Consider the following 15,578-nt stretch of genomic DNA (forward strand, 5'->3'; position numbering starts at 1 on the left):
AACCTACTGCCGCCGGTCCCACCCCACAATCACAGTCCAGACGCTGAATGCGTCATCATCACTCAACCGGCAGCCGCCTCCGTGCGCACCGCGCCGCGGCGGTTCTGCCCATAGGCCATCACACAGTTTCGCCCGGCCCCCTTGGCCGCATAGAGGGCTTCGTCGGCGGACTTGAGCACCTTCTCCGGGTTGCGCTGGTCCACGCGCTCGGCGACGCCGATGCTGACGGTGACCGATACCGTGGACGCAGCGGAACCGGAACGGCGCTGGCGGCCTTGCTGGTCGTCCTGGGGACGGCTGTCCTGGTTACGCAGGTGAATACTGTAGGTCTCGATCGATTCGCGGATGACTTCCAGGTGCGGCAGGCACTCCTCGAGCGTCTTGCCCGCGAACACCAGGGCAAATTCCTCGCCCCCGTAGCGATACGCCCTGCCGCCACCGCCGATTTTCGACAGTTTGCTGGCCACCAGCCGCAGCACCTGGTCGCCGACATCGTGTCCGTGGGTGTCGTTGAATTTCTTGAAGTGATCGACATCGCTCATCGCCAGCACGTAGTTACGCCCCAGCCGTTGCATGCGCTCGTTCAACGCACGGCGACCCGGCAGGCCGGTGAGCTCGTCGCGGAAAGCCATTTGATAGGCTTCGTGAGCGACTGCCGCAGCGATCATCAACATCACCTGGCTGCACATGATGTTGAGGGTGAACGGCAGGATGAAGGTTTTCGGCAAGGCCCAGAACAGACCGAGCAGGCCGACCAGTTGTGCCGCGTGCAAGGGACGCGGGCTGCGCCAGTACTGCCAGCCCAGCAACAGGAATACGGCGAAGAACACCGGGTAGGACAACTGGATCAGACTCATCCAGGCACCGTGCAGGGCCGGCCAGCGGATTTCCGACAACCACATCAACAACGGCTGCGGGTAACTTTGCTCCAGACCCAACGCCACACTGCCGACCGCCAGCAGCACGGCGAATCGCGCCACCATGTCCTGAAACAGATGGGTCCGCTCCTGCCACGCGGCGAACAGACCGAACATCAGGGGCAACAGCAGGCAACACAGGTGGAAAATCACCGCCGCGTCTTCGCGCACCCGGCCATTGTCGCGGTAGTAATCGGTCTGGGTATCCAGCAGGAAGTAGGCGATGTACACCGTGACCATCAGAAACAGCTCGCGCTGACGTCGGTAAACCGCGCAGTACGCGCCGCCCAGCAGCAGCACCAACGTAGGCAGCACGTTGAACAGTGAAGTGAAGAAGACGTTCAGATCCTTGACGTACGCCGCCGCCAGCCCCGAGAACAACAGCAGGAGAGACGGCAGGAAATGACTGAAACGTACAGCGGAAGAACGCGGCAAGGGTAAAGCTCCGACCCGTCAGATCAATAGATGGCAATGTGCCCACATACTTTAACGGCAGAACCCCCGACTTTCTGAGTCATTTAGTCAGGTTTTTTCAAGACCGCTGTGTAACGGGATGCAACCGTGCATCCCGGTGCTCCCATCGACAGTCAGAGATCGCTGCGGGAATGACCCGCGAGGGGCACTGGGACAGGGCCTGCACTTTCCTCCATACAGGTCTGCCAGGCAGATATCCATGAAACGGCGCAACGCCTCGGCCTCATCGGCGCTCAGGAACAATCGAGCGCAAAAAAAAAACCGCTGCCCTCGAAGGGGCAGCGGTTTTTGATGAGACCGCCTTGAGGCTTAGTAGCCCAGGGCGAAGTCTTCTTCTTTCATGTCCATCAGGTTGTTGGCGCCCGACAGCATGGTTGCAACGTGAGTGCGGGTACGCGGCAGGATGCGCTGGAAGTAGAAACGCGCCGTCTGCAGCTTCGCCGTATAGAACGCGGTGTCGGTGGTACCGGCCGCCAGCTTCTCGGCAGCCAGACGCGCCATGTCAGCCCAGAAATAGGCCAGGCAGGCGTAACCGGAATACATCAGGTAGTCCACGGAGGCCGCGCCGACTTCTTCGCGGTCTTTCATGGCGGCCATACCGACCTTCATGGTCAGCTCACCCCATTCCTTGTTCAATGCAGCCAGCGGTGCGACGAACTCTTGAACCGCTTCGTTGCCTTCGTTGCTCTGGCAGAACTTGTGAACGATCTTGGTGAAGCCTTTCAGGGCTTCGCCCTGGGTCATCAGCACCTTGCGGCCGAGCAGGTCGAGGGCCTGAATACCGGTGGTGCCTTCGTACAGCATCGAAATGCGGCTGTCGCGAACGTTCTGCTCCATGCCCCACTCGGCGATGAAACCGTGACCACCGTAGATCTGTACGCCGTGGTTAGCCGATTCGAAACCGACTTCGGTCATGAAGGCCTTGGCGATTGGCGTCATGAACGCCAGCAGTGCGTCGGCTTTCTTCTTCTCTTCTTCGTCCACGCCGTACTTGACGATGTCGACCTGCTTGGCGGTGAAGTAGACCATTGCGCGGTTGCCTTCGGCGAACGCTTTCATGGTCAGCAGCATGCGGCGCACGTCAGGGTGAACGATGATCGGATCAGCGGCTTTGTCCGGCGCTTTCGGGCCAGTCAGCGAACGCATCTGCAGGCGATCACGGGCGTACTTCAAGCCACCCTGGAAACCGATTTCAGCGTGGGCCAGGCCTTGCAGTGCGGTGCCCAGGCGTGCGGTGTTCATGAAGGTGAACATGCAGTTCAGGCCCTTGTTCGCCGGGCCGATCAGGTAACCGGTGGCGGCGTCGAAGTTCATTACGCAGGTCGCGTTACCGTGGATGCCCATCTTGTGTTCGATCGAACCGCAGGACACGGCATTGCGCGCACCGATCGAGCCGTCTGCGTTTGGCAGGAACTTGGGCACGATGAACAGCGAAATACCTTTGGTACCCGCCGGGGCATCCGGCAGGCGAGCCAGCACGATGTGGACGATGTTGTCGGCCATGTCGTGTTCACCGGCCGAGATGAAGATCTTGGTGCCGGAGACTTTGTAGGAACCGTCGGCCTGAGGCTCGGCCTTGGTCCGCAGCATGCCCAGGTCGGTGCCGCAGTGCGGCTCGGTCAGGCACATGGTGCCGGTCCACTCGCCCGAGACCAGTTTGGTCAGGTAGGCATCTTGCTGCTCAGGGGTGCCGTGCTCGGAGATGGTGTTCATCGCGCCATGGGACAGGCCCGGGTACATGCCCCACGACCAGTTGGCTTCGCCGACCATTTCACTGACCGCCAGCCCCAGCGACTCAGGCAGGCCCTGACCGCCGTGCTCGACGTCGTGGGCCAGGCTTGGCCAGCCGCCTTCGACGAATTGCTTGTAGGCTTCCTTGAAACCGGTCGGGGTTTTAACCCCGGACTCGCTCCAGGTGCAGCCTTCGGTGTCACCCACGCGGTTCAGCGGTGCCAGCACCTGTTCACAAAACTTGGCGCCTTCTTCGAGAATGGCGTCAACCATGTCCGGAGTGGCGTCTGCGCAAGCCGGAAGGCTCTGATAGTGCGCTTCGTAGCCGAGCAGTTCGTCACGAACGAAGCGAATATCACGCAAGGGGGCCTTGTAGTCAGGCATAGCGATAAACCTCTGCTGATGTAACCGGGAATGAACGACCGCTTGTTTTGTTGTGACGGTCAAACAGTTGTTTGAAACATACGTTTACGCCTAAATCTTGTCAAGCGTCGATCTTTTGCCGTTCGTCATCACTGTGCGCGAATGTCGCACGCACGCGAACAGCACGACGCTGCGAAGGCGCGCGAGCGCACAGGAAAGTTTAGTGGGAGAAGAAGGACTTACACGCAAAAACGCCGCGACAGGTCGCGGCGTTGGCAGTGTGGATTCAGCGCAGAATCAGGCGAAGGTGTCGATCAGTGTGCCGAGCACTTCATCGGAAGCCTTGGCAACCTTGACGCCCGCCTCCACCTGAAACTTGCCCTGGGCCATTTCGACCATGTTGCTGCTCAGGTCCGATTGCTGGCTGCGATCGACAGAACGCAGGCGATCGACCTGGACTTCGGAAGACTGGCTGGTGATCGAACGCTCGATCGTATTGTTGGCGATCTGGCCAGACGCCTGATCGACACGGTTCTGCCCCGTCTGAATAGTGCTCAGACCGGCATAAAAAGCGGTGTTTCCTGAGATTTCCATGGGAGAACTCGTCCTGACAAAGGATCAACGGTGCTTATTGAAGCAGACATCGCGGCATAACGCTCGACAAAAACACTAATGGCACAGTGCCTTGTCATAGGCAAAACCATTGCCGCCAGGCGTCAGTCCAGCAGATCCAGCTGAAGGTGTTCGGCGACCGCTTCGGCCGTCAGCAGCTTGAGCTTCGGCACCCGGCCAAGGCACGGTGCGGGGATGCGTTCGGCCAGCGTGGCGAGGTTTTCTTCCAGGCGCGCCGTTTTGGCATCGATGATGTTGGCCACCCAGCCGGCCAGTTGCAAACCGTCCTGGGCAATGGCTTCGGCCGTCAGCAACGCATGGTTGATGCATCCCAACCGCACGCCGACCACCAGAATCACCGGCAGGCCCAGCGCCATGGCCAGGTCCGACAGGTTGTCCTGGTCGGCCAGCGGCACACGCCAGCCGCCGGCGCCCTCGATCAGGGTGAAATCGGCCTGCATCTCCAGAATCTGCCGCATCGGCGCCAACAGCGATTGCACGGTCAATGCCACGCCCGCCTCACGCGCCGCCAGGTGCGGCGCGATGGCCGGCTCGAACGCGACCGGATTGACCTGGGCATAGGTCAGCGGCAGCGAACATTCGGCCTGCAGCGCCAAGGCATCGGCATTGCGCAAGCCCCTGGGCGTGACGTCGCAACCCGAGGCCACCGGTTTACCCGCCGCCGTACTCAGCCCCGCCAATCGCGCGGCATGCAACAGGCCGGCAGCGACGGTGGTCTTGCCGACATCGGTGTCGGTGCCCGTGATGAAATACGCTGCGCTCATAAGGGTTTCTCCAAAACGGCATACACCACTTGATAAGTCGCCGGCAGCCCAGGGGCCTGGCGAAACTGCTCATAAGCCTCCACCAGACCGAGAATCCGTGCCCGCCCGGTCAATCCACCCGGGCGTCCGGGGTTCAGGTTGTGCGCCCCCAACGCCTTGAGTTCATGGGTCAGGCTGCGCACATCCGGGTAATGCAGCACATGAGCCCGGGTTTGCAGACCCACGATCCGCAAACCGCTGGCGGCACACAGTTGCTGATAAGCCTCGAATTCACGGAAGCGATTGACGTGGACCATGCCGTCCACTTGCCGCCAGCTGTCACGCAGCTCTGCCAGTGTGCCCACGCACAGACTAGCAAACGCGAAAATACCACCCGGTTTCAGTACACGCCGCGCTTCGCTGAGCACCGAGGCGAAATCGGCACACCACTGCACGGCCAGGCTGGAGAAAATCAGGTCACAGGTCGCTTCCCGCAGCGGCAGGCGCTCCGCATCGCCAGCGATGAAATGGGCGGCCCCGCCCAGCGGACGCGCGTGATTGAGCATGCCTTCGGCGATGTCCAGCGCCACGCCGTCGCCCTCGGGAAAGCGCGTGCTCAGCAACCGACTGAAATGCCCGGTGCCACTGCCCAGGTCAAGCCAGCGGCCCGGTACGAAGTCACGAGGCAATCGGCTCAGCAACTGATTGCCGACATCGCGCTGCAATTGGGCCACGCTGTCATAGCTGCTCGCCGCGCGGGAAAAGGACGCCGCCACCTGGCGCTTGTCCGGCAAGGCGCCGGGCAGCTTTGGAAAGGATAAATCAGTCATCGCCGGACTCGTGCAAAAAGGCCTGGATCGCACCCGCCACTCCGTGCGGGTCCTCCAGGAGAAACGCGTGGCTGGCCTGTTCAATCAGGCCGATTTCGACATCCGGCAGCAACGCCAGCAAATCACTGGCGGCCTCTGCCGGCACCAGGCCGTCAAGCCCGGCGAACAGGTGCATCTGTGGGCCGCGAAACGCCTGCAACGCGTGACGGGTATCCAGTTGGGCCAACAACTCCAGGCCGCTCATCAATACCGACGTCGCGGTGTTGGGCGCGCCGCCGAGCAGCAACCGAGACAACCCGCGCGGGTCTTCGGCCCCCTGAGCACAGAGCAGCGAAAATCGCTTGAGCGTCATCCGTGGATCGGCCGCGCAGCCGGCCAGGAAGGCGTCGAAGGTCTCGCCGGGCATCGCGCCCGACCATTGCTCATGGGCGACGAACGAAGGATTACTGGCCAGGGTCAGCAGGCCGCAGCAACGATCACCGCGCCGCGCCGCGAGCTCGGCAGCGAGCATGCCGCCCAGGGACCAGCCACCGAGCCAGGCGTCCTGGGGCACATTGGCATCGAGCTCGTCGAGCCATTCTTCCGGGTCACTGGAGGTCAGCTCCGGCAACGGTTCGATCTCGACGCGCAGGTGTTCGTCCAGCCCTTTGAGCGCAGCAGCCAACGGCTCGAGCGGAGAAATACCGAGCCCCCAGCCGGGCAACAGAATCAGGCGATCACGCATGGCTTGGCTCCGGTCCCAGAGATTGAAAGCAATCGGCCAGTCCATCTAACAATAGCTGCACCTGCGCCTCGCTGTGCGCTGCGGTCAGGGTCACGCGCAAGCGAGCGCTGCCGGCGGGCACGGTCGGAGGGCGGATCGCGGTCACCATCAACCCGCGTTCACGCAGCAGGTGCGACAAGCGCATCGCCCGTCCGGCATCGCCGATCATGATCGGCTGGATCGGTGTGAAGCTGTTCATCAGCTCAAGTCCGATCTGTTCCGCGCCGTGGCGGAACTGGCGGATCAGCGTATTCAGATGCTCGCGCCGCCAATGCTCGGTACGCAGCAGCTCAAGACTCTTCAGGGTCGCGCAGGCCAGGGCCGGTGGTTGGCTGGTGGTGTAGATGTAGGGGCGGGCGAACTGGACCAGGCTTTCGATCAGTTCCTCACTGCCGGCGACAAAAGCGCCCGCCGTACCGAACGCCTTGCCGAGGGTGCCGACCAGCACCGGCACATCATCCTGGCTCAGGCCGAAGTGCTCGACGATCCCGCCGCCATGGGTCCCCAGCGCCCCGAAGCCATGGGCGTCATCGACCATCAGCCAGGCGCCCCGGGCCTTGGCCTCGCGGGCCAGGGCCGGCAGGTCGGCGATGTCGCCGTCCATGCTGAACACGCCGTCGGTGACCACCAGCGTGTTGCCGATGGCCTTCTCCAGGCGACTGGCCAGGCTTGTCGCGTCGTTGTGCAGGTAACGGCTGAACCGTGCTCCGGACAACAGCCCGGCATCGAGCAGCGAGGCGTGATTGAGCCGGTCTTCCAGCACGGTATCGCCCTGCCCCACCAATGCCGTGACGGCGCCGAGGTTGGCCATGTAGCCGGTGGTGAACAACAGCGCACGCGGGCGCCCGGTCAGGTCGGCCAGGGCTTCTTCCAGCTCGTGATGCGGGCCGCTATGGCCGATCACCAGGTGCGATGCGCCGCCACCGACGCCCCATTTCGCAGCGCCAGCGCGCCAGGCTTCGATCACCTGCGGGTGATTGGCCAGGCCCAGGTAATCGTTGTTGCAGAACGCCAGCAACGGCTGACCATCGACCACCACCTCCGGCCCTTGCGGGCTTTCGAGCAGGGGCCGTTGGCGGTAGAGATTGTCGGCACGACGGGCAGCCAGGCGTGCAGCGAGATCGAAAGACATGCAGGCCTCGATGTTTCAGATCGCATAAATCAGGAATCTAATCTCACGTGGGAGCGGGCTTGCTCGCGAAAGCGGCGTATCAGACGACATGAATGTTGAATGTCAGTCCGTCATCGCGAGCAAGCCCGCTCCCATATTCGATGTGCGTCGCATCAAACAGCCGCGTTGTAGAACATCTCGCTGCTCTTTTGCTCCACCAGCGCCTGTTCGATGGCGGCCTGATGCACCTCATCGGCGTGCTCTTCGCGGGCTTCGGGCAGGATGCCCAGACGCGAGAACAGTTGCATGTCCTTGTCGGCCTGCGGGTTGGCGGTGGTCAGCAGTTTTTCGCCGTAGAAGATCGAGTTGGCGCCGGCGAAGAACGCCAGGGCCTGCATCTGCTCGTTCATGGCTTCGCGGCCGGCGGACAGGCGCACGTGGGATTTGGGCATCAGGATGCGCGCAACGGCGAGCATGCGGATGAAGTCGAACGGGTCGATGTCTTCGGCGTTTTCCAGCGGTGTGCCGGCCACTTTCACCAGCATGTTGATCGGCACCGACTCCGGATGCTCCGGCAGGTTGGCCAGCTGGATCAGCAGGTTGGCGCGGTCGTCGAGGGACTCGCCCATGCCGAGGATACCGCCGGAACAGATCTTCATCCCCGAATCCCGCACGTAGGCCAGGGTTTGCAGGCGCTCGCTGTAGGTGCGGGTGGTGATGATGCTGCCGTAGAACTCCGGCGAGGTATCAAGGTTGTGGTTGTAGTAGTCGAGGCCGGCCTTGGCCAGCGCTTCGGTCTGCTCCTGATCGAGGCGGCCGAGGGTCATGCAGGTTTCCAGGCCCAGGGCCTTCACCCCTTCGACCATTTTCAGCACGTAGGGCATGTCTTTGGCCGACGGGTGTTTCCAGGCGGCGCCCATGCAGAACCGGGTCGAACCGATGGCCTTGGCGCGGGCGGCCTCTTCGAGGACCTTCTGCACTTCCATCAGCTTTTCTTTTTCCAGGCCGGTGTTGTAGTGACCGGACTGCGGACAGTATTTGCAGTCTTCCGGACAGGCGCCGGTCTTGATCGAGAGCAGCGTGGACACCTGCACACGGTTGGCGTCGAAGTGCGCGCGGTGCACGGTCTGCGCCTGGAACAACAGGTCATTGAATGGCTGAACGAAGAGAGCTTTGACTTCGGCCAAAGACCAGTCATGACGCAGGGTGGCAGAGGTGCTGGCGCTCATGGGCGTTACCTTTATTTTAAGCAGGGCAAGGTTCTATGCTGGACTGACGACTGAGGCAGGGAATAACCCCAGTCGCGATACGGATGTTTGGCATATTTAAGGATGAGCGATGCGCTGTCAACCACGTCATGTAGGAAAGGTTCACATCTGGTTAAACAATGACCAACATTGTTTGCTTTGCAGTGAAAGCACCGAAGACATCAGGCCCATCTGCCTGACCTGCGAAGCCGATCTGCCCTGGCTGGGCGATCACTGCGACACCTGCGCCTTGCCCATGCCTTCACCGGGCCTGACCTGCGGTCAATGCCTGCAGCAGCCACCGGCTTTTCAACAGGTGATTGCGCCCTGGACCTACACCTTTCCGGTCGACAGCCTGATCACCCGCTTCAAACACAGCGCCAAGTGGCCCCTTGGCCGCCTGTTGGCCGAACTTCTCGCGCAATCCCTGCAACATCGCTTTGATGAAGCGGTGGCGCGACCAGACGCGCTGGTGCCCGTCCCGCTTGCCGTTAAACGCCTGCGCCAGCGCGGTTTCAACCAGGCCGCGATGCTGGCCCGCTGGCTGAGCGAAAGCCTGGGCATCCCCTGCGACGAACGGTTGCTGCAGCGCACCCAGGACACCAGCGCCCAGCAGGCACTCAAGGCCGATGCCCGGCGCAAAAACCTGCGCCACGCCTTCGCCCTGATGCCTGAAGCGTCGATCAGGGGACGCCACCTGGCCCTGGTGGACGACGTGCTGACCACCGGCGCCACATCGCAGGCCCTGGCGCGCCTGTTGATGGAGGCCGGAGCCGCGCGGGTCGATGTCTATTGCCTGGCACGCACGCCCAAACCAGGGGACTAACCCCGCACACCCTGTGGGAGCGGGCTTGCTCGCGAAAGCGGCTCGGCATTCAACATCGAAGTCGTCTGTGAGGCCGCCATCGCGAGCAAGCCCGCTCCCACAGGATCGCGGTCCAACTTGACTACCGGGGCTTCAGCCGCCAACGTCTTGACATACATCCGCCAAAGCACCCAGCCATGTCCCTGCCTACCCTGCTGTCCCAACACATCGTTCGTCGCCCGCAGCGCATCGCGTTGCTGCAGCACATCGCCGAACAGGGTTCGATCACCCGCGCCGCGAAGAGCGCGGGCCTGAGTTACAAGGCGGCATGGGACGCCATCGACGAATTGAACAACCTCGCGCAAAAGCCGCTGGTGGAACGCAGTGTCGGCGGCAAGGGCGGTGGCGGCGCCAGGCTGTCCAGCGAAGGCGAGCGCGTCTTGCGCCTGTATCAGAAACTGCAGGCCTTGCAGGCCCAGGTGCTGGAAGCCGCCGAGGAGGCCAGCGATCTGGATCTGCTCGGGCGCCTGATGCTCAGGACCAGCGCGCGCAATCAGTTACACGGCAAGGTTGGGGCGATCGAGGCGCAGGGGCGCAACGACCTGATTCGCCTGGAACTGGCCGAAGGCCTGATCCTCGACGCGCAGATCACCCACAGCAGCACCCTGCGCCTGGCCCTGGAGCCGGGCAGCGAAGTGGTTGCCCTGATCAAGGCCGGCTGGCTCGACGTGCTGCCCATCGAGAGCGCAGCAACACCGGGACACAATGACCTGACCGGCATCATCGAAGAAGTCCTCGCCGCCGAAGACGGCCCCAGCGAAGTGCGCATCACCTTGCCCAATGGCCAGACCCTGTGCGCATTGGCCGAACCACGGGATCTGCAAAGCCGTGGCCTTTCGGTCGGTCGAGCGGTACGGGTGCAGTTCGCCGCGTCGAACGTGCTGCTCGGTACACAGCTCTGAAACACAAGCGTCATTTATGCACTTTAAGGTGACTGCAAAAAACCGCAGGGAGCCTGACGTGAGCCTATTAGAAGAGAACCAATCGACCGACCTCGAAACCATGGTCGGCCTCAGCCGTCGTGGTTTCATCAGCGCGGGCGCCTTGTGCGGTGCCGCGATGTTCCTGGGCGGCAACCTGCTCAGCCGCAGCGTACTCGCCGCCAGCGTCAGTGCCGGCAACAGCAGACTGCTGGGCTTTGCCAGCATCCCCGCCGCCACCAGCGACGCCATCACCCTGCCGCCGGGCTACAAATCCTCGGTGCTGATCAGTTGGGGGCAGCCGCTGCAGAAGGACGGTCCCGCGTTCGACCCGAGCGGCAACGGCACCGCCGCGCAACAGGAAGTGCAGTTCGGCGACAACAACGACGGCATGAGTCTGTTCGAATTCCCCGGCGAAAAAGACCGGGCGCTGATGGCGATCAACAACGAATACACCAACTACCGCTACCTCTATCCCCACGGCGGCATGCCGCAGTCGGCTGAAGAAGTGCGCAAGGCGCTGGCCTGCGAAGGTGTCTCGGTGATTGAAGTTCAGCGCAAGCATGGTCACTGGCAGTTCGTCCAGGGCTCGCGCTACAACCGGCGCATCCACGGCAACGCGCCGATCAGCCTGAGCGGTCCGGCCGCCGGCCATGACTTGCTGAAAACCAGCGCCGACCCGCAGGGCAAGCATGTCCTCGGCACCTTCCAGAACTGCGCCAACGGCAAGACGCCGTGGGGCACCTACCTGACCTGCGAAGAGAACTTCACCGACTGTTTCGGCAGCAGCAATGCCGAGCAGAAATTCGATGCTGCGCAGAAACGCTACGGTGTGGTCGCCGCCAGTAAAGAGATCAACTGGCATCAGCACGATGAGCGTTTCGACCTGGCGAAAAACCCCAACGAACTCAATCGTCACGGCTGGGTGGTGGAAATCGATCCGTTCGATCCCAAATCCACGCCGGTCAAGCGCACGGCTCTGGGCCGCTTCAAACATGAAAACGCGGCCCTGGCCGAAACCCATGACGGCCACGCCGTGGTGTACATGGGCGACGACGAACGCGGCGAATTCATCTACAAGTTCGTCAGCCGCGACAAGATCAACCACAAGAACCCCAAGGCCAATCGTGACCTGCTGGACCACGGCACCCTGTACGTGGCGCGCTTCGACGCGGGCGACGACAATGCCGACCACCCCAAAGGCCAGGGCGAATGGATCGAGTTGACCCATGGCAAGAACGGCATCGACGCCAGCAGCGGCTTCGCCAGCCAGGCCGAAGTGCTGATCAACGTGCGACTGGCGGCCTCGGTGGTCAAGGCCACACGCATGGACCGCCCGGAATGGATCGTCGTCAGCCCCAAGGACGGCCAGGTCTATTGCACATTGACCAACAACGCCAAGCGCGGCGAAGACGGGCAGCCGGTGGGCGGTCCCAACCCACGGGAGAAAAACGTCTACGGGCAGATTCTGCGCTGGCGCACCGACGGCGACGATCACGCGTCGAACAGCTTTGCCTGGGATCTGTTCGTGGTGGCCGGCAACCCGCAGGTCCATGCGGGCACGCCGAAGGGCGGGTCGTCCAACATCAACCCGCAGAACATGTTCAACAGCCCCGATGGCCTGGGTTTCGACAAGGCCGGTCGGTTGTGGATCCTCACCGATGGCGACTCCAGCAACACCGGTGACTTCGCCGGCATGGGCAACAACCAGATGCTGTGCGCCGACCCGGCGACCGGGGAAATCCGCCGCTTCATGGTCGGGCCGATCGGTTGCGAAGTCACGGGGATCAGCTTCTCGCCAGATCAGAAGACACTGTTCGTAGGGATTCAGCATCCCGGCGAGAACGGTGGTTCGACATTCCCCGAGCATTTGCCGAACGGCAAACCGCGGTCGTCGGTGATGGCGATTACCCGTGAAGATGGCGGCATCGTCGGCGCCTAGTGTGTACATACCCGATCACCTGTAGGAGCTGGCTTGCCAGCGATGGTCGTTAACGATGACGCTGGCTGCCTGGATGCCTGCGTTGCCTGGACGTTTTTCGCGAGCAAGCTCGCTCCTAGAGGGTTTTGGGGTGGACACCATGAGTGTGTACACGCCGAGGGGTCGGCACAGCCCCACCTAACGACGCCCGTCTGCGCTACCATGCCTGGCCGGACGCAGCAGCCTGCTGCGCGCAGGAGTCAGCATGGCCCACCCGTTTGCAACACTCACCCCAGACCTCGTGCTCGATGCCGTCGAAAGCATCGGCTTTCTCAGCGACGCGCGCATCCTGGCGCTCAACAGCTATGAGAACCGTGTCTATCAAGTCGGCATTGAAGACGGCGAACCACTGATCGCCAAGTTCTACCGCCCGCAACGCTGGACCAACGAGGCGATCCTCGAAGAACACCAGTTCACCTTCGAACTCGCCGAGTGCGAGGTGCCGGTGGTGGCGCCGCTGATCCACAACGGGACCAGCCTGCACGAACACAACGGTTTCCGTTTCACCCTGTTTCCACGTCGTGGCGGCCGCGCGCCGGAGCCGGGCAACCTCGATCAGTTGTATCGCCTCGGCCAGTTGCTCGGCCGCTTGCACGCCGTCGGCTCGACCAAGCCGTTCGAACACCGTGAAGCCCTGGGAGTGAAAAACTTCGGCGACGATTCGCTGACCACACTGCTGGAGGGCAATTTCATCCCCAGGAGCCTGCTGCCGGCCTACGAGTCCGTTGCCCGCGACCTGCTCAAGCGGGTCGAGGAGGTCTATCAGGCCACGCCGCACCAGAACATCCGCATGCATGGCGATTGCCACCCCGGCAACATGATGTGCCGCGACGAGGTCTTCCACATCGTCGACCTCGACGACTGCCGCATGGGCCCGGCGGTGCAGGACATCTGGATGATGCTCGCCGGCGATCGTCAGGCGTGTCTGGGGCAGTTGTCGGAACTGATGGACGGCTACAACGAGTTTCACGACTTCGACCCACGGGAACTGGCGTTGATCGAACCCTTGCGCGCGTTGCGCCTGATGCACTACAGCGCCTGGCTCGCCCGGCGCTGGGACGACCCGGCGTTCCCCCACAGTTTTCCGTGGTTCGGCACCGAGCGTTATTGGGGTGACCAGGTGCTGGCCTTGCGCGAACAACTGGCGGCGCTCAACGAAGAACCATTGAAGCTGTTCTGACAAGATCAACTGTAGGAGCGAGCTTGCTCCTACAGTTGGAATCGCGACATATGCTGAATAATTTCCTTACAATCATCTTTTGTTAGCTGCCTAAGCAAGGATTCTGCATGCAAGCCGCCAACCCGCGTCGCGGGTACATACTGGGCCTGACCGCCTACATCATCTGGGGCCTGTTCCCGATTTACTTCAAAGCCATCGCCAGCGTGCCCGCCGTGGAGATCATCATTCACCGCGTGCTCTGGTCGGCTCTGTTCGGTGCCTTGCTGTTGCTGGTCTGGAAGCATCCCGGTTGGTGGCGCGAATTGCGCGAAAACCCCAAGCGCCTGGCGATCCTGGCGCTGAGCGGGACGCTGATCGCCGCAAACTGGCTGACGTACGTCTGGTCGGTGAACAACGGGCGCATGCTCGAGGCCAGCCTCGGTTACTACATCAACCCACTGGTCAACGTGTTGCTGGGGATGCTGATTCTTGGCGAGCGGCTGCGGCGCATGCAGTGGATCGCGGTGGGGCTGGCCGCCGTTGGCGTGGCCCAGCAGGTCTGGCAGGTGGGCAGCCTGCCGTGGGTGTCGCTGATGCTGGCACTGACCTTCGGATTCTATGGCCTGATCCGCAAGCAAGCCCCGGTCAAGGCCCTGCCCGGCCTGGTGGTGGAGACCTGGATGCTGGTGCCGATTGCCATGGCCTGGTTGCTGTTCAATCAGACGGCCATGAGCGCGCAACCCGAGTTCTGGACCACTTCCGAAGCCTGGTGGCTGATTGCTGCCGGCCCGGTCACGTTAGTCCCGCTGGTCAGCTTCAATGCCGCTGCACGGCACCTGCCCTACACCACGCTGGGCTTCCTGCAGTACCTGGCACCGACACTGGTGTTGCTGCAGGCCGTGCTGCTGTTCGGCGAACATCTGTCGTCCAGCACCTTGACCGCGTTCATCTTCATTTGGGCCGGTCTTGCGATTTACAGCGTCGACGCGTGGACAAGTCTGCGCCGCCGCAGCTGATCAAAAAACGCACAAACCTCTGCGCGCCATGTGTCACGTGGCCTGCGGAGGTTCTTCCCAAGGTTATCCACAGCGTGATCCCCGGCGATTGTGCGCAAGTCGCTGAATATTGGTGATTTTTTGACCAAGCCTGGCCAAGCCTCGAACGGCGTGGCCTGGCGGGCTGTCTCTACAGGTTATCCACAGGCAGGTGCAGTTAAAAACTGGATAACCCGCTCAGGGCTCACTGCGCAAAACCAGTTCCACCATCAAATCATCCGCCAGGGTTTCCAGGCGTGACTGCAGCACATCCAGGGACAAGGTCAGCGGCACCGCCAGAATCGCCTCGGCGTGGAACAGCGGCTCGCTGCTCATGGGTGCTGGACGCACTTCGGTGACCAGCCGTTCAAGGTTCACCCCCTGCTCGCTCAACAGGCGCGTGATATCGCGCACGATCCCGGGCCGGTCATTGCCGACCAACTCCATCGCGATCGGCTTCCAGGTGCAGGATTGCTCGATACCGCTTTCGGCGATCAACACGCGAATGCCGTGGGCCGACAACCCCTGCAGCGCATCCACCAGCGCGTCGTAGGCTTCGGCCGGCACGCCCACCCGAAGAATCCCGGCGAACTGCCCGGCCATGCGCGACATGCGGCTTTCCAGCCAGTTACCGCCCTGCTCGGCGATGCACTGGGCAATGCGCTCGACCTGCCCGGGCTTGTCCGGTGCGAAAACAGTGAGTACGAGGTGGTCCATGGCGCAGCCCTCTGGTCATGACGTTTGTGCTTGAAGGGCAAGTATAGGCAAGGGGTGGCTCTGCGCCGGACCGGCTGGCCCCATCGCGAG

At 62.4% G+C, this 15,578-nt stretch carries 14 protein-coding genes; 5 read left to right on the forward strand and 9 right to left on the reverse strand.

The genetic code is table 11. The features are described 5' to 3' along the window. Positions 1 to 62: 62 nt before the first annotated feature. The 8 genes from QIW53_RS21090 to bioB all read right to left on the reverse strand — a co-directional run bounded on the left by QIW53_RS21090 (position 63) and on the right by bioB (position 8,794). Positions 63 to 1,352 carry a GGDEF domain-containing protein gene (locus tag QIW53_RS21090; RefSeq protein WP_371051542.1) on the reverse strand — a complete coding sequence of 430 codons (1,290 nt, stop codon included), beginning with the start codon at positions 1,350 to 1,352 and terminating at the stop codon, positions 63 to 65. A 348-nt stretch (positions 1,353 to 1,700) separates the two neighbouring features. Next, positions 1,701 to 3,506: a phenylacyl-CoA dehydrogenase gene (locus tag QIW53_RS21095; protein ID WP_192306559.1), complete on the reverse strand. Its 1,806-nt coding sequence runs from the start codon at positions 3,504 to 3,506 to the stop codon at positions 1,701 to 1,703. A gap of 276 nt (positions 3,507 to 3,782) precedes the next feature. Continuing rightward, positions 3,783 to 4,079, reverse strand: coding sequence for a pyrroloquinoline quinone biosynthesis protein PqqE (locus QIW53_RS21100; RefSeq protein ID WP_371051543.1), 297 nt, complete (start codon positions 4,077 to 4,079; stop codon positions 3,783 to 3,785). A gap of 122 nt (positions 4,080 to 4,201) precedes the next feature. Beyond that, positions 4,202 to 4,882, reverse strand: a complete 681-nt coding sequence (bioD, locus tag QIW53_RS21105; RefSeq protein ID WP_371051544.1) for a dethiobiotin synthase — start codon at positions 4,880 to 4,882, stop codon at positions 4,202 to 4,204. After that, positions 4,879 to 5,691, reverse strand: coding sequence for a malonyl-ACP O-methyltransferase BioC (bioC, locus tag QIW53_RS21110; RefSeq protein ID WP_371051545.1), 813 nt, complete (start codon positions 5,689 to 5,691; stop codon positions 4,879 to 4,881). The genes bioD and bioC overlap by 4 nt, the downstream gene beginning before the upstream one ends. Continuing rightward, complete coding sequence (locus QIW53_RS21115; RefSeq protein ID WP_371051546.1) at positions 5,684 to 6,415, reverse strand: alpha/beta fold hydrolase; 732 nt, start codon at positions 6,413 to 6,415, stop codon at positions 5,684 to 5,686. Before QIW53_RS21115 ends, bioC begins: the two co-directional genes overlap by 8 nt. Continuing rightward, positions 6,408 to 7,586, reverse strand: coding sequence for an 8-amino-7-oxononanoate synthase (gene bioF / locus QIW53_RS21120; protein ID WP_371051547.1), 1,179 nt, complete (start codon positions 7,584 to 7,586; stop codon positions 6,408 to 6,410). Before bioF ends, QIW53_RS21115 begins: the two co-directional genes overlap by 8 nt. A 152-nt stretch (positions 7,587 to 7,738) precedes the next feature. Then, positions 7,739 to 8,794, reverse strand: a complete 1,056-nt coding sequence (bioB, locus tag QIW53_RS21125; protein ID WP_371051548.1) for a biotin synthase BioB — start codon at positions 8,792 to 8,794, stop codon at positions 7,739 to 7,741. Positions 8,795 to 8,903: 109 nt separating this feature from the next. On the opposite strand from bioB, the gene QIW53_RS21130 reads away from it, so the two are divergent. The 5 genes from QIW53_RS21130 (at position 8,904) to rarD (ending at position 14,753) form a co-directional block, all read left to right on the forward strand. Next, complete coding sequence (locus QIW53_RS21130; protein WP_371051549.1) at positions 8,904 to 9,638, forward strand: ComF family protein; 735 nt, start codon at positions 8,904 to 8,906, stop codon at positions 9,636 to 9,638. A 176-nt stretch (positions 9,639 to 9,814) separates the two neighbouring features. Then, positions 9,815 to 10,579 carry a TOBE domain-containing protein gene (locus QIW53_RS21135; RefSeq protein WP_371051550.1) on the forward strand — a complete coding sequence of 255 codons (765 nt, stop codon included), beginning with the start codon at positions 9,815 to 9,817 and terminating at the stop codon, positions 10,577 to 10,579. 58 nt (positions 10,580 to 10,637) lie between these two features. Next, a complete protein-coding gene (locus QIW53_RS21140) occupies positions 10,638 to 12,539 on the forward strand; it encodes a PhoX family protein (protein ID WP_371051551.1) in 1,902 nt (633 codons plus the stop codon). Positions 12,540 to 12,783: 244 nt separating this feature from the next. Next, positions 12,784 to 13,758, forward strand: a complete 975-nt coding sequence (locus QIW53_RS21145) for a serine/threonine protein kinase (protein ID WP_371051552.1) — start codon at positions 12,784 to 12,786, stop codon at positions 13,756 to 13,758. A 107-nt stretch (positions 13,759 to 13,865) separates the two neighbouring features. Next, positions 13,866 to 14,753: an EamA family transporter RarD gene (gene rarD, locus QIW53_RS21150; protein WP_371051553.1), complete on the forward strand. Its 888-nt coding sequence runs from the start codon at positions 13,866 to 13,868 to the stop codon at positions 14,751 to 14,753. 216 nt (positions 14,754 to 14,969) lie between these two features. On the opposite strand, the gene QIW53_RS21155 is transcribed toward rarD, so the two are convergent. Continuing rightward, complete coding sequence (locus QIW53_RS21155) at positions 14,970 to 15,488, reverse strand: glycine cleavage system protein R (protein WP_371051554.1); 519 nt, start codon at positions 15,486 to 15,488, stop codon at positions 14,970 to 14,972. Positions 15,489 to 15,578 lie beyond the last annotated feature (90 nt).

The sequence above is a fragment of the Pseudomonas fluorescens genome, assembly GCF_041354075.1.
Classification (GTDB): domain Bacteria; phylum Pseudomonadota; class Gammaproteobacteria; order Pseudomonadales; family Pseudomonadaceae; genus Aquipseudomonas; species Aquipseudomonas fluorescens_CE.